Here is a 20,892-nt window from a genome sequence, read left to right as displayed (position 1 = left end):
AATTGTTTTTATTACATTATAATTATGACTCATGAGTCATATGACTGTCAAGTCATTTTTATTTTTTGGCAACCCCTTCTTTTAGGAGTTTGACAAACTGGCCGAGGGTTTCTCTAAAATATCCCACATCAATATCCAGGGTAGTTGAAGACTGGCTAAGCGCCTTTTCGATCACAAACTTCTTCATAAAAAAACCGGCACCCTCTAGGAAAATGCTTATCAGCAGTGGCGACACATCATCCCTTATATACCCCTGTTGTTGGTTGTACTTGATAACTTCCAATAGAAAATCCCTTGACTGCCTTAAAAATTTCTCGTTTATCTCATCCTTAAAAGGCGAGTCATGGGAAAAAAACGCCCTTTCAAGGAGCATGTACTCATTTCTCATTTCTTTCATGGCAAGCCACACACCCTCAAGTGAATTTTCGTAGTAATCCAGTATATTGGTGTGCGCCATATCCAGCTTCTCAAGAAGCTTCAAAAACCTTTGATAGGCAATTTCAAGAGCATAAAAGTACATCTCCTTCTTGTTCTCAAAATACTGATACATGCTCCCTTTTGCAACATCGCTTTCCTTTGCAATCTCCGATACATCAACGTTATAATAGGGTTTTTGTGAAAAATGCTTTATGAGAACATCAGTGATGCGCTGTCTTTTTTCTTCCGGAAGATTCAAAAACGTCTGCTTTGGCACCATAATCACCTCAAACTCGTCAATAACTTTCTTACCGGCTAAATGATAATATCTTCTACCCGAGAAACTCTCAACTCAATAAATTGAGGGGGATTACTGCCCCCTCGCGCTCCCCCTATCCCTAACACCCAAATCTGGACTACCTTGTTTCATGGACAATCCTTTATTTATAGCGTCTTGAATTATCCTATGGCAACACTTCCCCCAAGGGTTATTCTTTATACAGCAACTGTTTTTCATCGCTCCTGTAATCTCCACAACATCCTCAACTGTTTTTGCACCATGTCTTATTACGGCATCTATTACCTGCTCCTCTGTAACCTTGCTACAGTAACATGCATATTTGGGATAAGCATCTTTTTTAAACCATATGGGCACTTTCACTTGCTGCTTATCAAATTTAATCCCTGATTTTGAATTATAATAGACGATATCGCATTCTTCATTTGTGCATATATAATAATCCATATCTCCAACTAATTGCATAAGATCATCAATTACCAAATGTTTAACCGTAATATTTTTCACTTTGATCCCTGATGTTTTACATATAGGACATGTATTGTAATTACCCACTTTGTGAGAGAGTTCTGCATCTTCACAATAACTTACCATTTTAAATATTGCCTCCCCAAGCACACGTGTTAAGCACAGCTGTTGTTATCATCATGATTATAGTCATTTGGTATTACACAACAATCTGAACTACTTTTTGGTAATATCACTCCACAGTGACGCTCTTTGCAAGGTTTCTGGGCTTATCCACGTCACAGCCTTTGGCCACAGCCACATAGTACGCATACAGTTGAAGGGGTATGACCACTAAAACAGGCGCCAAAATGTCGTATACCTTTGGTATATATATTACTCTATCTGCTTCCTTTTCTATCTGGGTATCGCCTTCCATGGTAACGGCTATTACAAAGGCACCCCTTGCCTTCACTTCCTTTATATTGCTCAATGTCTTTTCAAACAGTCCCTTTTGGGTGGCCAAAGCAACCACTGGCGTACCCTCTTCTATTAACGCTATAGTACCATGTTTGAGTTCTCCTGCAGCATAGGCTTCCGAGTGAATATACGAGATCTCCTTAAGCTTTAGTGAACCCTCCATTGCAACAGCATAGTCCAGTCCCCTACCCATATAGAATATGCTGCTGGCATTGAATGTTTCATCCGCACACCTCTGAATAACCTCTTTATCATCGAGTATCTTCTGAGCCAGTTCCGGCAATCTCTTTATTCCCTCAATTATCCGTCGGTATTCATCAGCCGATATCCTTCCCAGCTTGTCGGCAAAATCAAGCGCCATCATATACATGCATAAAAGCTGGGTGGTATACGCCTTGGTGGAAGCCACGGCAATCTCAGGCCCTGCCCATGTGTACACCACATGGTCGGCCTCCCTGGACACCGTACTGCCCACTACATTGGTAACGGCGATCACCTTGGCACCCACCTTTTTGCACATCCTCATGGCAGCCAGAGTATCAGCCGTTTCGCCCGACTGGCTTATGATGATTACTATATTATTCTCATCTATCAATGGGTCCTTGTATCTAAATTCCGAAGCAATTTCGACGTCCACCGGTATCCTGGCCAATTTCTCAATCACATACTTGCCCACCACGCCCGCGTGATATGCCGTTCCACAAGCGATAATGATAATCTTCCCTGCCTTTTCAAGCTGTTCCTTCGTGATATTCAAATCGCTCAAGTTTACCTTTCCATCTACAATGCGGGAAGCCATAGTATCCCTCAATGCCTTGGGCTCCTCATGTATCTCCTTTATCATAAAATGCTGGTATCCGCCCTTTTCAGCCGATTCCACATCCCATGTGACTTCAAACAATTCCTTTTGTACCTTATTCCCATACTGATCTATGACCTCTACTCCATCCCTGCGTATTAGAGCTATTTCTCTGTCTTCTAGTAAGTACACCTTCCTGGTATATTTCAATATGGCCGGGATGTCAGAAGCTATATAATTTTCGCCATCCCCCAGGCCTATCACCAACGGGCTATCCTTGCGCGCAGCCACCATGCAATCGGGATGATCCTTTGCAATAACTCCCAGGGCATAAGAACCCTCTATTTTATCCAATGCCTTTCTTACCGCTTCCACAAGGTCACCACAATAATAGTAATTAATCAGATGGGCAACCGCCTCTGTATCGGTCTCTGACACAAAGACATACCCTTCCCTTTGAAGCCAATCCTTAAGCTTCATGTAATTCTCTATGATGCCATTGTGGACTATTGCAATCTCTCCCGACTGGTTGGTATGGGGATGCGAGTTGATATCAGAAGGTTCACCATGTGTAGCCCACCTAGTATGCCCTATCCCTAACGTTCCCTGAAGCCGATTAGGATCTACTCTCTGCTCCAGTACTGTTAATCTTCCCTTTGCCTTGCTGATATTTATACAATTTCCATCATGAACCGCCACACCTGCCGAGTCATAACCTCTGTATTCTAGCCTCTTTAACCCTTCAATCAGAATGGGCAAAGCCTGCTTATCTCCTATATATCCAACAATACCACACACTGCATACTCCTCCTGTCGTTATAGTAAAGTACCTTTACGCCTCCACAGCATATACAGTTTATCACGTATGTATTTTACCATATGAGGTACTTGAAATACAATTTCCAAAAATCCAGATTTCGTTTACGTGAAAATAATTCATCATCTCAAGAGCCAATGCAGGGTCACCCTCCCACGGTTAGTAGTTTACCCTGGAAAGAAGTAAACATCAAAGATGATTTACCCACCATAGACGATTTCACTGAAGTACTTGCCCAAAATATCCACAACATCCCCATCTATACGATTATATCTCACCTGCTCCCTCAACATATCCATGGTCTCCTTCTCGCCGTAACCAGCTCTATAGGGTCTATCCTCAGTTATAGCCCCCACCATATCGGCTACGGCCATCACCCTGGCTCCCAGATCCAATTCGCCGGCAGTCAGGTGAAAGGGATAGCCGCTCCCGTCCAGGCGCTCATGATGAAAAGCCGCCCAGTCCCGCACCTTGTCCATCACATTGAGCCGATTGATCAGGCAGTAAGTATAATATGAGTGCTGCTTGACTACCCGATACTCCCCCTCGGTCAACCTTCCTTGCTTATGTAATATGGTATCAGGTACAGCAAGCTTGCCTAAATCATGAAGCAACCCTGCTATCTCCATAAAAAATAAATCCTGCCCTCTCATGCCACAAAACCCTGCCAATCTCACAGCTATTGATGCTATACGTTGGGAATGCTGCGCTGTAAATGGGCTCTTTCTATCTACAATTCTTGCACAAAGATGAGAAAACTGTCGCACGTCATTTGCATCCATCTTGATGTCCAACGAGGGAAAGGAGATATGCTCCACTACCGGTTGATACTCATTTACAATGTCCAGCCAAAATGACTCTTTTTCAGCCAAATCAACAAAAACCTCGACCAGCTGGGGATTAAACATAAAACCCTTATAGCTCAAAATTGTATTCACAATATTATCCACCTGTTCCAGCACAAGCCTGCCAGGCTTGATCAGCACCTCTATCCTATCAGCCAAATGGATAATTTGAGCCTCCAAGGGGACATCTTTCAAACCGTTCAGTATTTCAGAATAATCGGAGTGGTGATAAAGGATAAAAGGCTTGATACTTTTAAGCAGGTCTACCGTTTCAACCAGTTCAGCGCCGTCGCGACAGTGGGGCCACAAGACTTCTCTATCCAAGCGAAATTCCCTTGCTTTTTCCTTCACCCTGAAAGATTCGATACCTATGTCATGTAGGTACGACGCAATCACAACGTCAGTTGGGTCATGCCCCGGCTTTACCTTTTCAAACAGTCGGAAAGCGATGTATGCTACCCTCTGCCCATGATGATGTGACCCTCTCTCCATAAGGTCCACAGCACAAGCAAGCATTTCTGCAAAATCCAAAAGGTTAGCCGTAAATTCCAAAATATCACCCCATTCTTTTATACGGTATCCTCAAGCAGCATATACAGCTGACGTTTAGCCTCTTCCAAAGTAACAGGTATACTTACACCATAACCTTTCTCCTTGAGAGATGAAAACAGCTCAACCAAGATAGGCGACTCAAGATGTGCCTCTTCAAGTACATCCTTCCGAACAAATACCTCACTTGGGCTTCCCTTGGCAACTATCTTGCCATCGTATATTACGTACACCGTATCGGCAATATAGGGTACAATGTTTACATCATGAGTGGTAATAATCAGGGTGGTACCATTTTCCCGGTTCAAATGATTCAGCAGGTCCATTATCTCCTTTTTAGAAGCAGGATCCAAGCCATCAAACGGTTCATCCAATATCAAAAGCCTGGGAGACATAACTATAGCGCCGGCCAGCGCTACTTTCTTTTTCTGACCACCACTCAAATAATGGGGTATCTTGTAAAGTATATCCTCAATTCCAATCTTCTTTGCGACAGCCATCACACGTCTTTCCACTTCTTCCCTGGTAAGCCTCTCATTCCTGGGCGTAAAGGCAATGTCATCATATACCGTCGGCCCTATAATCTGCTCATCAACGTTCTGGAAAACCACACCGATATATCGGCGCACCTGTCGGAAATGCTTATGCGGCTCTAATCCCATCACTTTAACCGAACCTTCGACTGGCGCCAATAGCCCCAGGATATGTAAAAGCAGCGTAGTCTTGCCAGCACCATTAGGCCCTAAGATGGCCACCCTTTCTCCCGCCTTTACAACGAAATCCAATCCGCATAAAGCCACCTGAGTGTTATCCGGGTAGATATGCCTTATGCACTTTACTTCCACCAAAGCTTCCACGATATCACCGTCCCTACCAAGACAAATAATGAAATAGCTATGACTATACCATCAGAATAGTCAAGCTTCCACCATCTTCGTTTTATCGGAATACCTCCATCATATCCCCTGAGCAGATATATTTTGTACATCCTTTGGCTCATTTCAAATGAATGTAACAAAATCAGGCCGACTACCGCCGCCATATTTTTAATATTCATGACCATGTTAAAAGGGTGGTATCCTCCTTTTATTTTTATGCTGCGAAGAAGGTTATCCACCTGGTCAATTAAAATAAAAAAAGAGCGATATGTAAACAGGAATATATCAACCAGCAGCCCGGGCAAATACGTCGACAAAAATGCAAACACCTCAACCCAGGGCGTGGTAGCCAGCAAAAACAGCGTCACAAGGGCAGCCCCTATACCTTTAAACATAATTAAAAGCCCTGACGTCCATGACTCCTGAAACCTGAAGGCAGCAAAAAGTAAGCTGAAAAAGGCCGGATAAAGGAGCAGATGTAATATTTCCTTAAACCGTACTCTGGCCATCATGTACAAAATTAGCAAAACGGCTATTAATATCCCTATCGAGATGACGTCGTTGCCGCCAATGACCACCCCAAGAAAGCACAGCGTCATCAACATCTTATAGGGCACACTCGCACGGTGAAACAAACTAGTACCATTGCTAGCCATATAATCCATTACTGCCAAGTGCATTTTTTCACTCCTACCTTTTCTCACCCGACGTAGGGTTTATTATATCTGGCCGTACCTTCATAAAGAAGTTCACAATCAAAGCCGTTACCAAACATTCAAGTACAATGCCTATAAGCAACACGGCTAACACAGCAGACCATCCTGCCAAGGTCACTTTCCCAAATCCATACTCTCTATCGTCTTGGTGTGACTCCTCTAGCTCAAGCTGGTCAGCACCCCCCTCATGAGCACCCCCCTCATGAAGGTGTTCCCCATGTAAAATGCCTTCTCCTGACTGTATATTTACCACTCCAATCAAACTTAAAAACAGGATCATAAGGGCTGTGGACAGCAGAAGGGCCATAGCCGTCGATACAACGCTTGAAGGGATACTCCCAAGTCTGGCTTTCAACAAATTAAATGCAGTCCCACCAACCAACGCCTCAAGCCCTATAATCAGTGTATTTAACCCCACGGCGGTAATCCCTCCGTGTCCTAAAAGGGCCAGGATGAAATTTGCCACAAAAACCACCACAAACCCTGGACCTGGACCTAACAGAATACCAGCCAATGCAGCAAAGTTCATATGAAAAGGTATAAACCCTAATGGCACAGACATGGTGATCAGCATAACAGCCGCCATCATTGCCATCTCGGGTATTCTGTTACGCACTGCTTGTGCATTCACTCTTTTCAGCAGGATAAACGCTAGAACTAGACTGACTATGTATCCCAAGACCCACCAGAAAGTGGGGATTACACCATCTGGCAAATGAATATGGCTCATCAAAAGCCCTCCTCTACCCTTTTATAAGGCTTATTGCAAATAATTTGCATTTTGCTCTACCATTATATGTCTCGCATTCTAGTTTGTCAAGTAAAACATAGATTATAACCAAAAATTTCAATCAGTACAAATTATACAAATTTTTTGCTCATTTTTATAAAATCTTGCAATATACGAAAACTCAGCAAAGAGTGTATAATTATATTATGTATTTTATAATGCTCATAATAGACAACGACATAATATTTTCAATATACGATGCAACAATTGATGTTGGCTGAAAGGAGAGCTATGACAGTGCAAGCATTAGAATACCAAGAAAGGCTGGATGACCTCGAAGAAGTACTCTCCATATTAAGGCGGAAAAACAGGTCAGGCCGTCCCCGCGCTTTTTTATGGAACAAGGTAAGCGACGAGATACACAGACAGATATTATACATGGCAGCCCAGGAGCTCAATCTCCCCAGCCCTCGCTTCATTGCCTCCAAAGACCTTGAAAAGCACAAATTCAAATTTTTGGATAATCAACCGCTAAATGGCTTGTATTCGTATTATAAAAACAGGGTCCCCAGAAAAGAAGGCGTACATGTAATTACCAATATATGCGACCAGCTGGGCATACCACCGGTATCAGAAGATGAATGGATTAAATATATAGGCACGCACAACATTTTCTCCTGGGATAATATCCCAAAAGAGGCAAAGAAAAAGATATTGCTTATGGCCTGTCAAGAACTGGGATATCCCCATCCCATTTACATCAAAAACGACGATTTTTCGCATAGGTTCAAGTTTTTAAACGGGAAAACCCTTACAGGGTTTTATAATTACTTCAAGAACCTCTCACAAGACATAAGGGGAAGCGTCATAAAAAACATGTGCGACATGCTAGACATCGAAATCACCGAACAAGACTGGATTTCCTATATTACCGATCCTTCAATAACCATTTTTTGGGACATCATTCCCCACAAAATAATAAGAGATATACTGTTTAAGGCTGCACGAAAGTTTGGATACTCCAACCCCAGGATGATGTCATCCGATGACCTAAAAGTTGGGCTCGATTTCTTAAACGGCATGTCGCTTTACAGCTTTGCCTCTAGGTTTTTTGGTTTAAACAGGGGTGGTATGCGCAGCATCGATTTCATATGCGACGTCTACGGGGTACCAGAGCTAACTTTTGAAGAATGGCTGCACTTTATCTCTCATCAAAAGAATTTTAAATGGGAGGCCATACCAAAGCCTTACCTGGCAAAAATATTGTTTATGAAAGCCTCGGAAGAAGGTAAGAGCAATCCACGAATGCTCAAGGCAGAAGATTTCTCCAAACCCGCCTTCTTTTTGAACAATAAAACCCTAGCAAGCCTGTACGCCTACTACAGCATTCTGGCCTTCAATAGCGGTAAAGACACGGTGACCTATATGTGCGACAACCTGGATATACCGCAACTGAATATCGATGAATGGGTATCACAGGTTGGCGAGCCCAACTCCAAAGTGACGTGGGAATCAATCCCTAAGGAAATTACCAGGGAAATACTATACATGTGCGCACACGAGCTGGGGCTTAAAAGTCCGCGGCTCATGGGATACAAGGATTTTTGCCTCACCAAATTCGAGTGCCTGAATGGAAAGACGCTGTCCGGGCTTTATGCATACTACAGCCTTAGGATGCCTTCCAACGAGATGCCGATAGTACAATATATATGCGACTCACTAGGGATAGAAAAACTGACGGTCAATGAGTGGATAGAAATGATAGCCAACTGCAACATGTGCAGGTGGGAGAGCGTACCCTTGAAGGTCCAGCGAGAGATAATCATGCGAGCAGCCATCGAAATGAAGGTATTTCATCCCAGGCTCATGGGAACCAAAGAATTCGACTCGGTAGAACTCAAATTCTTAAACAACAAAACTTTAAGTGGGCTATATTACCACTATGCTGCCAAACTCGATGACCCGGAACAGCAAGTAACCGAGTTTATATTCAATACCCTGAACATCCCAAGAATCGACATAAACCCCAAAACTGGAAGATTGGCCACCGCTGACAATATATCCCACCGTAAGTATTTTGACAGCCTGGCCAACATAAAGGCATTAGTCAACGAATATTTAAAGAGGTTTGACCTTGAAAGCCTTTGCAGAAAACACACATTCATTAAAAATGCTAAAAAGGCCGGCATATACAAAAAAGGCCTGGTCACCGTCCTGGCACCCATGAACCGGAAGCAATATCTGGACTTCCTTTACGAGATATTAAAAGCTGTACCCAGAGATTGGCTTGGCCTTAGAAAACCCCGTAAAGGAGACTACAGGTTACTGAAAAGCGACCTTTATAAGCTGGCTGGCATTAAAGAATTCACCGAAGAACCGGTTACCAAGATAAATTTCGCAAAACCCGAGCTGGTACAGCTTAAAGATAAAAAAGCGGTAATTGAGGAACTCAATGTCTATAAGAAGCTTCTTGACATAAAAATAAGGAAATTTCATGACATGAGGTGCATTTTCCTAGTGGAATTCGGTGATTCATTCATATTCCAGATAGAAGCATCCTTGTTCCCTGGAGAAGTTATCATGTCGAATACGGGATATGAGTTTGAAGTCGTTGAATGCCGGGAGCGTAAAACCAATGAAGGTTATATCATAGAACTTCGGCCTTTAGAGCCAGTTACTGAAGATGAAGTAGCCAACATTAAGACCTTTACCAGGAGCTCCAATGACGCCATACTCCTAAACTATCTTGAAAACCTAACGCGCCAGATAGAAGACGATACCCTCTCTCCCCTTATGGCAGTAGTATTGGGACTCAGGAAGGAAGCACCCTTGTCATGGGAAGATTTAGGTGTAATTCCTGACCACGCCTATTACAATAAGAGCCTGCTGTCCAATCAAGCACAAAAACAAGCAGTAGCTCTGGCGTGTGCTTTGGATGGCATCAACCACGTGCTTGAAATAGTGCAGGGGCCACCAGGCACAGGCAAGACTACCTTGATAAAGGAGATTGCTTTGCAGTATTACCACGCTGGCAAGAATGTACTCATACTCGCCAAGACCAACGTGGCTGTGGATAATATACTTGAAAAGCTGATAGAGGATAAGGTACGGGTACTGCGCACCGGGAACAACATAGAGTTTAAATCCACACTACCCTATGCCCCTGCCGTCTCAACATCCAACCCAACTTATATGGCCAGGCTAAGAGGCACTAACAAGATTGTACTGGGCACTCCACTGGGCTTTTACCTGGACAGAAACATGGAGCCCGAAAACTATGATATAGTGATCATAGACGAGGCCTCACAACTAGACGTGCCTGAGTCGCTCTTTAGCCTGGGCTTTGCAGACAAGGCGGTCATCATTGGTGACCACATGCAAATACCGCCCTTTCCCATTCAGAACGAGGTTCTTTTAGAATACGATCCTCACATAGACCTTTACACCAGCGAGGAGCTGCAAAAAAGCCTTTTTGAAAAGCTTATAACCGACAAAAACAGGTTCAACTCGGTATTTCTGGATATAAACTACCGTACTGAAAATCCAAAGATGGTATCGTTTATCTCAGAGCTCATATACGACGGAAGGCTTTATCCTAACACCGATTCGCTGTATTACAAGATACCACAACAAGAAAGAAGCAGGTTATTCCCGGACAGCCCTATAGAAATCATTGATACATCGGAGTTTTTGGACCCTCATACCCGCGCCGAGACCGAAGAAAACTCTACCTACTACAACATGAGCGAGGCCATGTTATCGGTCAAAAAGGTCCTGGACCTGTTAAAAGCAGGCGAAAACCTGGAGGATATATGCATAATCACACCCTACAAAGCTCAAACCGAAAAATTAAAGGAGGTATTTAAAACCAACGCAAAGTATTTTTCCAGTTTTAACTGTTCCCTAGAAGATTTTATACAGCACAACATCTACACCATCGATTCCTTCCAGGGCCGCGAACAGGAAAATGTCATAATAAACTGGGTTAGAAGCAATTACAGCGGACCGGGCACATATACCCGCACCGGCTTTTTGAGGGATTACCGCCGAATAAACGTAGCGCTGTCCCGTGCCAAAAAGCGGCTTATACTGATAGGCGACTTCGCCACGCTAACCAAATCGGAAAACATGAGGGTTCAGTATATATTCTCCAAAATAAAGAGCATAAACAGAGAAGAAAAAATTGTATTATAACTCTTAAAGCTGGCAATATTAATTAGAGAAAAAATTCTGATGCAAAAGGAGTTGATGGGATGGATCGCTTGGCCCTTATTCTAGTGATAATAGGAGCCCTGAACTGGGGACTTGTGGGTCTATTCCAGTTTGATCTGGTGGCAACTTTATTTGGTGGACGTGACACGCTACTAAGCAGGGTCATATACACCATAATAGGCGTTGCAGGGGCGTATTGCATAAGCTTTCTCTTTCGTGAAAGAGAAAAAGCAGCACAGAGATAATATAACAAAAAAGCAGGGCAGAAACTCTGCCCTGCTTTTTAATTTCGTAGTGTATGGTTATTGTTGACCAGCCATTTGTCTCTGTTGTTGTTCTATCATTTTCTTTACCATGTTACCGCCAATTCTACCTGCATCCTTAGCCGAAATATTGCCATTGTAACCCTGCTGGAGGTTTATGCCTAACTGACCGGCTATCTCAAACTTCATCTGGTCCAAAGCTTGTTTAGCCTCGGGAACCAGCTTTCTGTTTCTGCTGGTACCAGTATTGTTGTTTCGGTTTTGGTACTGTTGTATCATTTAATTTCACCTCCCGTCTACCCTTAGTATTTCACGGGAATGTAAAAAATAAACGGCTTCATCTCTATTGCCTTATATTAACAGGTCTAGAAGGTTCAGAGATCTCGCTTAGAGCCTCACCTGCTTCCGAAACGAAGCGATATCTGGTAGCAATATCCCCTATTGAAACCATCCCCACCAACCTATCGTTTTGTACAACCGGCAACCTGCGAATTTTGTGCTGGGACATCAATTCCGCTGCCTCTTCCACCTCCATACCTGGGCTTGCACACACAACCTCCTTGGTCATTATCATCCTTACAGGAGTGGTCTTGGGATCTCCACCGTTGGCAATGTTTCTTACCACGATGTCTCTATCGGTTAAAATGCCTACTACCTTGCCATCTTGTTGGCAAACAGGAAGAGCACCCACGTTATGAATCTGCATCAGCTTACATGCATCCATTACCGTATTGTCCGGTCCTACAACGGCAACCTGTGTAGTCATTATATCACGCAGCTCCATAGTCTACCTCCATTCCCTAAATCTAATTTATTCTGATCCATCTCCTTTAGTTTCTCACAGATTAAATGCAATTATTCTGTTTAAACCTTCAAAATAGATGAATTAGCGATCAAAGTTTTAAATTCTCGACATCTTACGCATGTCTACATTCAGGAGCTGCAAATCCATTCAGGTTAAAAGTCAAAATAATGATTTTTCTGAAATATTCACATTATCCACAGAGTTATCCACAGTTCTTGCTCAATTAAGTTGACCATTCCCATCAGATGTTCACATTATCCACACTTTTATTGACCACATTATCCACACTGTATACGGTCGTTCACAATGTTGGAAAAGCTGGGCTCTACAGTCAGATACAGGTCATGGAAAACTCCCTTCATAAGCCTGTAATAGGCCGCACAGGCTATCATAGCAGCATTATCGGTACAAAGCACCGGTGAAGGATAATATACTTCAAAACCGCATTCCTCGGTCTTTCGCTTCATATATTCCCTTAATAAAGAATTGGCAGCTACACCACCCGCCAGGGCTATTCTAGTCACCCCTATTTTTTGAGCCGCCTTGATTGTCTTATCTACCAAAACATCCACTACGGCCTGCTGAAAGCTGGCAGCTATGTCTGCCACGCTGTAACTTTGGCCGTGCTGCTCCAGGTTGTTGAGATAGTTGAGCACCGCCGTCTTGAGCCCGCTAAAGCTGAAATCGAAATTCTCCTCTTCCATGTATGCCCTTGGAAAGTATATTGTTTCAGGATCTCCCTGCTTTGCTACAGCATCAATAGCCGGTCCTCCAGGATAGCTCAATCCCAAAGCCCTGGCCACCTTATCATAGGCCTCTCCAGCCGCATCATCACGGGTTTGCCCTATGAGGCTGTATTCCCCATAGTCTTTTACCCATACCAGATGGGTATGTCCTCCCGATACCACCAGACAAAGGAAAGGCGGCTGAAGGTTGGGATGTTCAATATAATTTGCGCTTATATGACCCTCGATGTGGTCCACCCCTATAAGGGGGATGCGAAGGGCGTAAGCCAGCGCCTTAGCGATGGACATTCCCACCAGCAAGGCCCCCACCAATCCAGGCCCAAAAGTAACGGCTATGCAGTCCAGCTGCTCAAACCCTATCCCCGCCTCCTCTAGCGCCTCATCTATGATGGGGCTTATGGTCTCCACATGTTTACGTGAAGCTATCTCAGGTACCACGCCACCGTATTGTCGGTGGAGTTCAATCTGAGATGAAATTCTGTTGCTGAGCACTGTACGCCCATTTTTTACGACCGCCGCCGACGTCTCATCACAGGAAGTCTCTATGCCAAGAATCAGTATATCATTTTTACGTCTAAGTTCTTCTACTTTGCTCCTCATCTCTTCAAAATAGGTCATAACCGCTTACCTCCTTAAAAATCAATTTAAAAATACTGTAACACTCTAGTAAGTCATACATAACATGATATTGAAATAAAATAAGGGAGTGATGAAGCGTGTCAAACCTTTTACACTTTTTTGGTGGCGATAATTCCATACTCATACTTATCCTGCTGTTCTTGTTACTGAGTGGAGGCAATTTCTTCCATGATGACGACTTCGAACTATTGATCATCATCCTTGTCATATTGTTCCTGTTTTCAGGCGGTTTCAGGACTTTCAGCAGTGAAAACTAGTCCAAAGAACCTACTCTTTTAACGACAGTTACTTGCGTTTGTGTGACCTCTGCAATAAAAGCTGGAGTAAGGCCTCCTAAATCTCATTTCAACCATATAATGCTAAGGGATAGGGCTTTAAGAAAAAGCCCTATCCCCCTCCTCGTTTTACCCTGTTTATCAATAAAAATGCGCTCCCCAGCAACAACCCCGTAATTAGCATTCCCAAAATAAAATGCGTAACTATCCTGACCACTATATCGTAAAAAAACTGCTCCGGAACCATCTGTATAAGTATATCAGTCTCGGGATCCAGCAACCATAAGTCGTTATCAAAGAAAATATAGTGGAAATAGTTCCAATAAGAGGTAAAGTCTTGACTGATGAGTACCACCAAAATACCACATACTACAGCTAAAAAGGCTAAAAAAAACAAATAAGCTTTAAATAACCACCTGGTCATGTCCTTTCTGGTAAGCACATACAGCACAAATACCAGGACAACCAACATGGCAATCAAAATATTGCGCAATATGTATCCTCTTATAAACAAATCCCTAACATCCACCATATGAGCCATCTCGCGCTCATTGAATACATACCTCTCGTGACCATTGATGACGGCCTTGATGTTCAAATCAGGCCTTTGACCCTTTATGTATGCTAACAACGCCTGCGTAACCCCCATTAGTTCTTTTTGGGAGATACCTATAGCTTCAGGGCGCTTCAGTTTTTCATACTCGATACTGTAAAATCCAATGTCAAAGGCGGAAATCTCTATACATGTAAGCAACATTATAAAAGCAAACAAAATTACACACGCCGCTGAAACAAAAAGTGCCACTGCTCTCGACTTCCTTAAATTGACCATTTTATATCATTCCCCCTGTTTTAAACCCAGCGCACGGCTTATGCTAAAATTCCACATTATGACAGCATCTTCGTCGTTATCGCTGTAATATCCCTTTCTCACACCCACCTCAACAAAACCCAGCTTTTTATACAAACTTTGTGCAGCTATGTTGGAAGCCCTGACCTCCAGCGTCATCTTATCTATGCCCATTCTGTAAGCCTCCATCATCAAAGCCTTGAGTAGTGCCTGGCCTATTCCCTTCCTGCGAAAAAGAGGATGCACCGCTATGTTAGTTACATGAGCTTCATCAACGATAAGCCACATTCCTGCATACCCTAACACATTACCATCCTGCTCAGCTACCACATACCGGGCACATTTGTTCTTTTCCACCTCCAACACAAAGGACTGCCTGGACCATGGAACAGAAAAGCACATCTTCTCTATCTCCCACACCGCATCGACGTCATCAGATTTAATTGGGCGAACGACGTAATCCACTAACAATCGGCCCCCTTTGCTAGCGCTTCCCAAATCTCTGTTCAGCCTGCGATTTACGCAGGTAAAAAGGTTGTAGCTCCCAATAAGTTTGGGTATCCCCTGTCAACGCTCTCTCAAGAGCCAGCCATGCTATAGAAGAAGCCCTTTGCAAAGCATGGGTGGGAGGAACAAAAATCGCCCTACCTCCCATTTGTGCTTCTATAATGCTCCTGTAAGCAAATATTCCATCGCCACAAAAGTGGACAGGCTCATCCCACTTGCCGAGCAACTCTATCAATTTCTCTACAGATACAGCTAAATACTCTTCAAGCCGCTTAAGCCCATTTTCGCTCCATCTGTACACCGAAGTATACACCTGTGCACGCCTGGCATCCATTATGGGACAGATCAGCCCTTGGGCATATGCCAGGTTAAACGCCAGCCCATCAAGGGTTGAAACCCCAACCACCGGTTTCTTGAGCGCCTGAGCCAACCCTTTAACAGTGGCCACCCCAATGCGCAACCCCGTGAACGAACCAGGCCCATGGGCTACCGCAAATACGTCTATATCATTAAACGCCAATAGAGACTCTTCTAACACCTCTTCCACTATTGGCATCAATTTCATGGAGTGATTCCGTTCCTGGTTCAATATATACTCCGCAAGCAGCCTGTGCTCATCCACTATGGCCACAGAAATTACGGCCGAAGATGTCTCAACTGCCAAAACCCTCATATGCTTTCAAGCTCCTTTTCAACATTGGTATATCGGCTTCCTACTGCATCAACGGTAACTTTTCTGCTTTGGCTATTTTCACCCATCTCTATCCTCACGCTCAAGTGCTCCTGTGGGCAAAGGTATTCCAAGCGCTCAGGCCATTCCACTATGGTTACTCCATCACCGTAAAAAAACTCCTCATACCCCAGGTCCAGCACTTCGTCCGGTCCGCTCAACCGGTACAAATCAAAGTGATAAATTGGTACTTTCCCTTTATACGTATGCATCAAAGTATAAGTAGGGCTTGTGACCATATCCTGAGAGCCCAAACCCAGAGCAATACCCTTAGTAAAAACGGTCTTGCCAGCTCCCAAACCCCCATACAGTAGCACAATATCCCCTGCTTTGAGCAACCTACCCATCCTTATACCAAGTCTCACCGTTTCCTCCTCTGAATACGTCACAAACACCACCATAACGCATCATTCCTTGTAAAAATATTATCATGTTTTTATATTATAACCTTAAACGTTCTGTATAACAAGAACAGAGCAAAAATAAAAAATCCCCGTTTTATGCACAAACGGGGAACATCAAACTTACAGTTATCCTACCGGTGAAGAATAGGGGATACCTTTTTGTATATGAGAAGAGTAATTATAGAGACTAACACCGCCTTTATAACATTAAAAGGTATAACAGCATACACTATATACGTTTTTAGATCAACTATCGCTTTATTGGCCTGGGACATCATATTTAATATAGCATCCATGGAATACACCTTAGCATACAAGGGTATCAACACATAATAATTTGCCAGGGAAGCCAGCAGAGTCATGGTCACCGTACCCACTGCCATACCTATGAGCGCTCCCTTTTTAGTCTTATTTACCGAATATACCACCGATGCTGGAACCACAAATCCAATTCCCACGACGAAGTTTGCCAGGTTTCCAACCCCACCTGTCTCGCTTTTAAAAAGAAAATGAAGTAAATTTTTTATGAATTCGATTATAACCCCTGTCACAGGACCCATGGCAAACCCTCCAATGAGGGCAGGCACATCGCTCAAGTCAATCTTTAAAAACGATGGAAAAAGCGGAAGAGGAAACTCGGCAAACACCATGAGAACAAAGGCAATAGCTGAAAGCAATGAAATTTTGGTAATGTCTTGAACTTTGAAATTTAACCCTAAACCTGTGTTAAATTTCGCCTTAGTCATAAACCATTCTCCTCCCATATTGAAATTTTGTAAAATTAATTAAAAAAGCTCCCGACTATCTTTCGGGAGCTTTTCGTATGCGTGAACACAATAATACTATCTTCTCCCATCCAGACTTTAACTGTCGGCTCCGGAGTTTCACCGGATCAATCCCTCTCTCAGGGACTCGCGGGCTTTACCGCCGGTCGGGAATTTCACCCTGCCCCGAAGATAGCTAATCATCCAAAATTATATTCATTTGTTGACAATAATTATATCCGACCGTCAAAAGTTTGGCAAGTACTTTTTGTAGCCACCAAGCACTTTACAAAATCACATTTACAGCAACACCATGAGCAAGGGGATTGTGACGACAGACAGTGCTGTGGATATCCCAACAAACCTTGAAGCCAGCTCGGCATTCCCGCCATATTTTTCAGCAAATATCACAGTATTGACTGCTGCAGGCATAGCTGTCAAGATGACGCAAGTACGCAATATATCATGCGGAAGCGGAAAAGACTTTAATATCGTCATAACCAGCACGGGGAGAAAAACTAACCGCACAATACTTCCATAATATACAGAAAAACCTGAAAACATTTCTTTAATTGGCGTACTTGCAAGCAAAGAGCCCACTATTAGCATGGACAGAGGAGAAGTCATAGAACCTACCATCGAAGCCGCCTTGTACAACGGCGTAGGGAGCCTCCATTGCAATAGAAATAGAACCATGCCTATAGCCACAGAAACAATTACAGGGTGAACCAATATTTTTTTCAGCATATCCTTATCGCTTTTCCCGGTAAAAATTATCGCACCATATGAAAGAGTTAGTATATTAAAAGGTATAACATATATAGAACCATAAAAAATACCAATTGTGCCAAAGATGCTCTCCAGCACTGGAAATCCCATAAAACCACAATTAGAAAATACCGTCACATATTTGAGCACACTTCTAATATGGTCGGGATATCTAAAATATAAAATTTGACCTACCACCATTGAAAGCAGGTGAATACCCAATGATAGTAAGAAGATCAACAGCACATTACGAAGCATTTCTTTAGAAAGCTCAAAATTAAAAGAAGTAATTATTAAAAGCGGCTGTGTAACTTGCAATATCAATTCTGATAATTTCTTGGTCATGTCTCTAGATATAATATCTCTCTTTCGGGCAAAAAAACCGATCCCTATAATCAAAAACAATACAGTTATTTGAGATACTACAACGCTGGTATTAGTAAGTTTCCCCATTTCTCTACAATCCTTTGCTCATTTAAATGTTTGATTATTACCACACAAGTATATACAGTAAGTACATATCATGCCAATTTCACAAATGTTCAATCTCTGAAAATTCCACTATTCTTCTCTCCCTGTAAGAAATATATGCCGCCTCCATAAGTTCAGTAAGTTGTACCCCCTCCTCAACTCCAAAATGGATCTCCGAACCTTTCAATATACCGTTTACCCATTGTTGTATGGGGCTAGGCAAAGGCTCAGGAAGCCTGGACGGTTCTACCCAACCCGATATTGCACTCATCAAGCCATCAGATATTAATTTAACTTTGTTTTCCGGCCCTCCTATAAAAAGGCTTCCTTTGGTACCGTAAAGCTCTAATGAAAAAGGACTACTCTTAGACACAAAACTAGTCTCCGCAACAGCTATTGCTCCATTTTCAAATTCTATAACACATACCGCATTATCTTCCACGGGTTTATTGGTAAAGCTGTTGAACATGGAAGTTATACGTAAGGGCTTGCCTAATATCCATCTGCAAAGGTACATGGGATGAGCTCCTAAGTCAATCATAGCTCCTCCACCACATTGTACAGGGTCATAGAAATGCTGCGGTAACCAATTGCTAGAGGCTCCATCATGGGCGTTTCGTACTCTCATCAACGTGATGTCCCCTAACAACCCCTCTTCAACTACCTTTTTTGCAAAAAGGTTGGCAGGCCTTGTCCTGTGAGGAAATGATATACAGAATTTAACACCCGCTTCCTTTACGGCCTTTGCAATGCTTTCAGCTTCTTTGGTAGTAATAGCCATGACTTTTTCGGTAAAGATGTGTTTCCCTGCCCTAGCAGCTGCAACCATAATCTCAGCGTGCATATTAGTAGGGGCATTTACACACACAGCATCTACATCCTCCCTCGCAAAAAGGGCATCAAGGTCTGGCACAAATTCCACCCCCAGTTCGCATGCCCACTGCTGTCCCCTGCTTTGATCTTCATCCCATACCGTGGTAATAACCACATCGGGCAAAGACCTCAATTCATTGGCATATCCAGTCGCATGTACATGCCAACGGCTGAGCATTGCCACCCTCAACATACTTATATCCCCCCATCGAAATTATTGTACGCTCTCGAAAAGTCCGAGAGCTTCATTTATATATGTTTCAGGGCTCAGCCTTTAAGCTTCACCCCTACTTTGTAAACAACTTTCATATCCTAATTTCCATTTATTACAACTTTACTTTCTTAGCTCTTACCCCCAAAATAGTCTTATGTTCTCTAATTCTATTTCGTTTGGGGGGTTTTACACATGCTAAGAAACTGGCAATCTCATTCCGATTATCAACAACATCTTATACAACGTCTATCTGCCTATGATCAAAAAGAAAAAAGCAGGCTCCGTGAGCTCGATAAAGCTATCTCCAAGCTCTACCTACTCAACCTGGATAACCTGCTCCCAATAATAAAACCTCTTTACCCTGACTTCGGGCGCCCAGCTAAAAATCAGCAGGGCATTATTCGCTCGTTGACACTTATGCTCGACCAACAAGAACATTCTATCACAAAATGGGCCAAAAAGGTACAACATGATCAACTTTTATTCGATATCTGTGGCTTCGATTCCGATAAAGCCCCTGGCGTCGGCTCCTACTATGACCTCCTCTGGCGCCTCTGGCTTGCTTCTCATAAAAAACTCCTAAAAAGAATACGCAATCTTCGCCCTTTCTCCCCTAAACCTAATAAAAGGTTTAAACCCAATCAAAAGTTGCCCAATAAACACCCAGGTATCGTAAGAAAACTTGTAAATCGCACTATTAAATGCAAACTCCCTGACTTTAGACCCGAGAAAATCCTTCAAGAATTCCTCGCTCGCTGCCTCGTCGATACCTCCGCACAAATGGGCCTCTTGGGTGATACTTCCAAACTATCTGTCGCCTTCGATGGCTCTTCTTACAACTCTGGTGCAAGCCATTACGGCACCAAAGTCTGTGACTGCCATTCTAAAGGTATTTACAACTGTACCTGCCCAAGGCACTTCTCTGACCCTGAGGCAACCTGGGGCTGGGATAGCTACCGCAACCAGTGGTTCTACGGTAGCACTCTCTTTACTGTCACCGCCTCCGATAGCCCCTATGACCTCCCTATATACATGCGAATAGTGCAGGCCAACCGTCACGATAGTGTTACTACCATCTTTGCCCTAAGGGACATCCATTCTATCTACCACAACCTCACCTTTAAACATTTCATCGCTGACGGCGCTATGGATAACTACCCAACCTATGACCTACTCAAACACTACAACATGATACCTTTCATAGCACTGGATTCTCGCAGTAAACTTAAATTTGACTACCCTCATCCCGACATCCTTTGCTTTGATAACAAAGGGAAGACCTATATGCCCAGGTGGTATCCCTTATCAAAACTGGGGCTACAGTAAACCTAAAGGTATCAAGTACCGCTGCTGGTTCGCTTGCCATGGTCAAGAACCTCCTCATGACTGTTTGTG

At 43.2% G+C, this 20,892-nt stretch carries 21 protein-coding genes and 1 riboswitch; of the genes, 4 read left to right on the top strand and 17 right to left on the bottom strand.

Annotated features, from left to right (window positions below; genetic code table 11):
* Positions 1 to 58: 58 nt before the first annotated feature.
* The 7 genes from JOD02_RS09655 to JOD02_RS09625 form a co-directional block, all read right to left on the bottom strand.
* Positions 59 to 694, bottom strand: a complete 636-nt coding sequence (locus JOD02_RS09655) for a TetR/AcrR family transcriptional regulator (RefSeq protein WP_394355759.1) — start codon at positions 692 to 694, stop codon at positions 59 to 61.
* Positions 695 to 787: 93 nt separating this feature from the next.
* Positions 788 to 1,309 (bottom strand): Csac_0668 family 2Fe-2S cluster-binding (seleno)protein, encoded by a 522-nt coding sequence (locus JOD02_RS09650; RefSeq protein WP_204489121.1) that lies wholly within the window; start codon positions 1,307 to 1,309, stop codon positions 788 to 790.
* Positions 1,310 to 1,415: 106 nt separating this feature from the next.
* The gene (glmS, locus tag JOD02_RS09645) at positions 1,416 to 3,239 is read right to left on the bottom strand and encodes a glutamine--fructose-6-phosphate transaminase (isomerizing) (RefSeq protein WP_204489120.1); all 1,824 of its coding nucleotides are present in this window, start codon (positions 3,237 to 3,239) and stop codon (positions 1,416 to 1,418) included.
* Positions 3,240 to 3,458: 219 nt separating this feature from the next.
* Positions 3,459 to 4,655 carry an HD domain-containing phosphohydrolase gene (locus JOD02_RS09640; protein ID WP_204489119.1) on the bottom strand — a complete coding sequence of 399 codons (1,197 nt, stop codon included), beginning with the start codon at positions 4,653 to 4,655 and terminating at the stop codon, positions 3,459 to 3,461.
* A gap of 17 nt (positions 4,656 to 4,672) precedes the next feature.
* Positions 4,673 to 5,509, bottom strand: a complete 837-nt coding sequence (locus tag JOD02_RS09635; protein ID WP_204489118.1) for an ATP-binding cassette domain-containing protein — start codon at positions 5,507 to 5,509, stop codon at positions 4,673 to 4,675.
* A complete protein-coding gene (locus JOD02_RS09630) occupies positions 5,488 to 6,210 on the bottom strand; it encodes an energy-coupling factor transporter transmembrane component T family protein (protein ID WP_204489117.1) in 723 nt (240 codons plus the stop codon). Before JOD02_RS09630 ends, JOD02_RS09635 begins: the two co-directional genes overlap by 22 nt.
* A gap of 10 nt (positions 6,211 to 6,220) precedes the next feature.
* Entirely contained in the window at positions 6,221 to 6,976 is a 756-nt protein-coding gene (locus JOD02_RS09625) for an energy-coupling factor ABC transporter permease (protein WP_204489116.1), read from the bottom strand.
* Positions 6,977 to 7,273: 297 nt separating this feature from the next.
* On the opposite strand from JOD02_RS09625, the gene JOD02_RS11815 reads away from it, so the two are divergent.
* Together JOD02_RS11815 and JOD02_RS09615 are read left to right on the top strand one after the other, a co-directional pair.
* Entirely contained in the window at positions 7,274 to 11,170 is a 3,897-nt protein-coding gene (locus tag JOD02_RS11815; RefSeq protein ID WP_204489115.1) for an AAA domain-containing protein, read from the top strand.
* Positions 11,171 to 11,229: 59 nt separating this feature from the next.
* Positions 11,230 to 11,433, top strand: coding sequence for a DUF378 domain-containing protein (locus tag JOD02_RS09615; RefSeq protein ID WP_204489113.1), 204 nt, complete (start codon positions 11,230 to 11,232; stop codon positions 11,431 to 11,433).
* Positions 11,434 to 11,490: 57 nt separating this feature from the next.
* Here JOD02_RS09615 and JOD02_RS09610 read toward each other — a convergent pair whose 3' ends face one another.
* The 3 genes from JOD02_RS09610 to tsaD form a co-directional block, all read right to left on the bottom strand.
* Positions 11,491 to 11,730: an alpha/beta-type small acid-soluble spore protein gene (locus tag JOD02_RS09610; protein WP_204489111.1), complete on the bottom strand. Its 240-nt coding sequence runs from the start codon at positions 11,728 to 11,730 to the stop codon at positions 11,491 to 11,493.
* A gap of 64 nt (positions 11,731 to 11,794) precedes the next feature.
* Positions 11,795 to 12,235, bottom strand: coding sequence for a CBS domain-containing protein (locus JOD02_RS09605; RefSeq protein ID WP_204489109.1), 441 nt, complete (start codon positions 12,233 to 12,235; stop codon positions 11,795 to 11,797).
* Between the two features lie 299 nt (positions 12,236 to 12,534).
* Entirely contained in the window at positions 12,535 to 13,620 is a 1,086-nt protein-coding gene (gene tsaD, locus JOD02_RS09600; protein WP_243426470.1) for a tRNA (adenosine(37)-N6)-threonylcarbamoyltransferase complex transferase subunit TsaD, read from the bottom strand.
* Positions 13,621 to 13,718: 98 nt separating this feature from the next.
* Between tsaD and JOD02_RS09595 the strand changes: the two genes are divergently transcribed.
* Entirely contained in the window at positions 13,719 to 13,898 is a 180-nt protein-coding gene (locus JOD02_RS09595) for a hypothetical protein (RefSeq protein ID WP_204489107.1), read from the top strand.
* 130 nt (positions 13,899 to 14,028) lie between these two features.
* Here the strand turns inward: JOD02_RS09595 and JOD02_RS09590 are convergent, their stop codons facing one another.
* The 7 genes from JOD02_RS09590 to JOD02_RS09560 form a co-directional block, all read right to left on the bottom strand.
* On the bottom strand, positions 14,029 to 14,748 hold the full coding sequence (locus JOD02_RS09590) for a TIGR01906 family membrane protein (RefSeq protein WP_204489106.1): 720 nt from the start codon (positions 14,746 to 14,748) through the stop codon (positions 14,029 to 14,031).
* Between the two features lie 6 nt (positions 14,749 to 14,754).
* Positions 14,755 to 15,231, bottom strand: a complete 477-nt coding sequence (gene rimI / locus JOD02_RS09585) for a ribosomal protein S18-alanine N-acetyltransferase (protein WP_341534573.1) — start codon at positions 15,229 to 15,231, stop codon at positions 14,755 to 14,757.
* Between the two features lie 19 nt (positions 15,232 to 15,250).
* Positions 15,251 to 15,946: a tRNA (adenosine(37)-N6)-threonylcarbamoyltransferase complex dimerization subunit type 1 TsaB gene (gene tsaB / locus JOD02_RS09580; protein WP_204489102.1), complete on the bottom strand. Its 696-nt coding sequence runs from the start codon at positions 15,944 to 15,946 to the stop codon at positions 15,251 to 15,253.
* Complete coding sequence (tsaE, locus tag JOD02_RS09575) at positions 15,943 to 16,404, bottom strand: tRNA (adenosine(37)-N6)-threonylcarbamoyltransferase complex ATPase subunit type 1 TsaE (RefSeq protein WP_279380691.1); 462 nt, start codon at positions 16,402 to 16,404, stop codon at positions 15,943 to 15,945. Before tsaE ends, tsaB begins: the two co-directional genes overlap by 4 nt.
* 134 nt (positions 16,405 to 16,538) lie before the next feature.
* Positions 16,539 to 17,153 carry an ECF transporter S component gene (locus JOD02_RS09570; RefSeq protein ID WP_204489098.1) on the bottom strand — a complete coding sequence of 205 codons (615 nt, stop codon included), beginning with the start codon at positions 17,151 to 17,153 and terminating at the stop codon, positions 16,539 to 16,541.
* Between the two features lie 94 nt (positions 17,154 to 17,247).
* Positions 17,248 to 17,369, bottom strand: a riboswitch (FMN riboswitch).
* Positions 17,370 to 17,471: 102 nt separating this feature from the next.
* Positions 17,472 to 18,392, bottom strand: a complete 921-nt coding sequence (locus JOD02_RS09565) for an AEC family transporter (RefSeq protein WP_204489097.1) — start codon at positions 18,390 to 18,392, stop codon at positions 17,472 to 17,474.
* Between the two features lie 79 nt (positions 18,393 to 18,471).
* Positions 18,472 to 19,476, bottom strand: a complete 1,005-nt coding sequence (locus JOD02_RS09560) for a Gfo/Idh/MocA family protein (protein WP_204489095.1) — start codon at positions 19,474 to 19,476, stop codon at positions 18,472 to 18,474.
* 213 nt (positions 19,477 to 19,689) lie between these two features.
* Between JOD02_RS09560 and JOD02_RS09555 the strand changes: the two genes are divergently transcribed.
* Complete coding sequence (locus JOD02_RS09555; RefSeq protein WP_243426468.1) at positions 19,690 to 20,823, top strand: transposase; 1,134 nt, start codon at positions 19,690 to 19,692, stop codon at positions 20,821 to 20,823.
* Positions 20,824 to 20,892: the final 69 nt, after the last annotated feature.

The sequence above is a fragment of the Caldicoprobacter guelmensis genome (assembly GCF_016908415.1).
Taxonomy (GTDB): domain Bacteria; phylum Bacillota; class Clostridia; order Caldicoprobacterales; family Caldicoprobacteraceae; genus Caldicoprobacter; species Caldicoprobacter guelmensis.
Note: the sequence above shows the minus strand (reverse complement) of the source record. Positions and strands in the feature narration are given on the sequence as shown.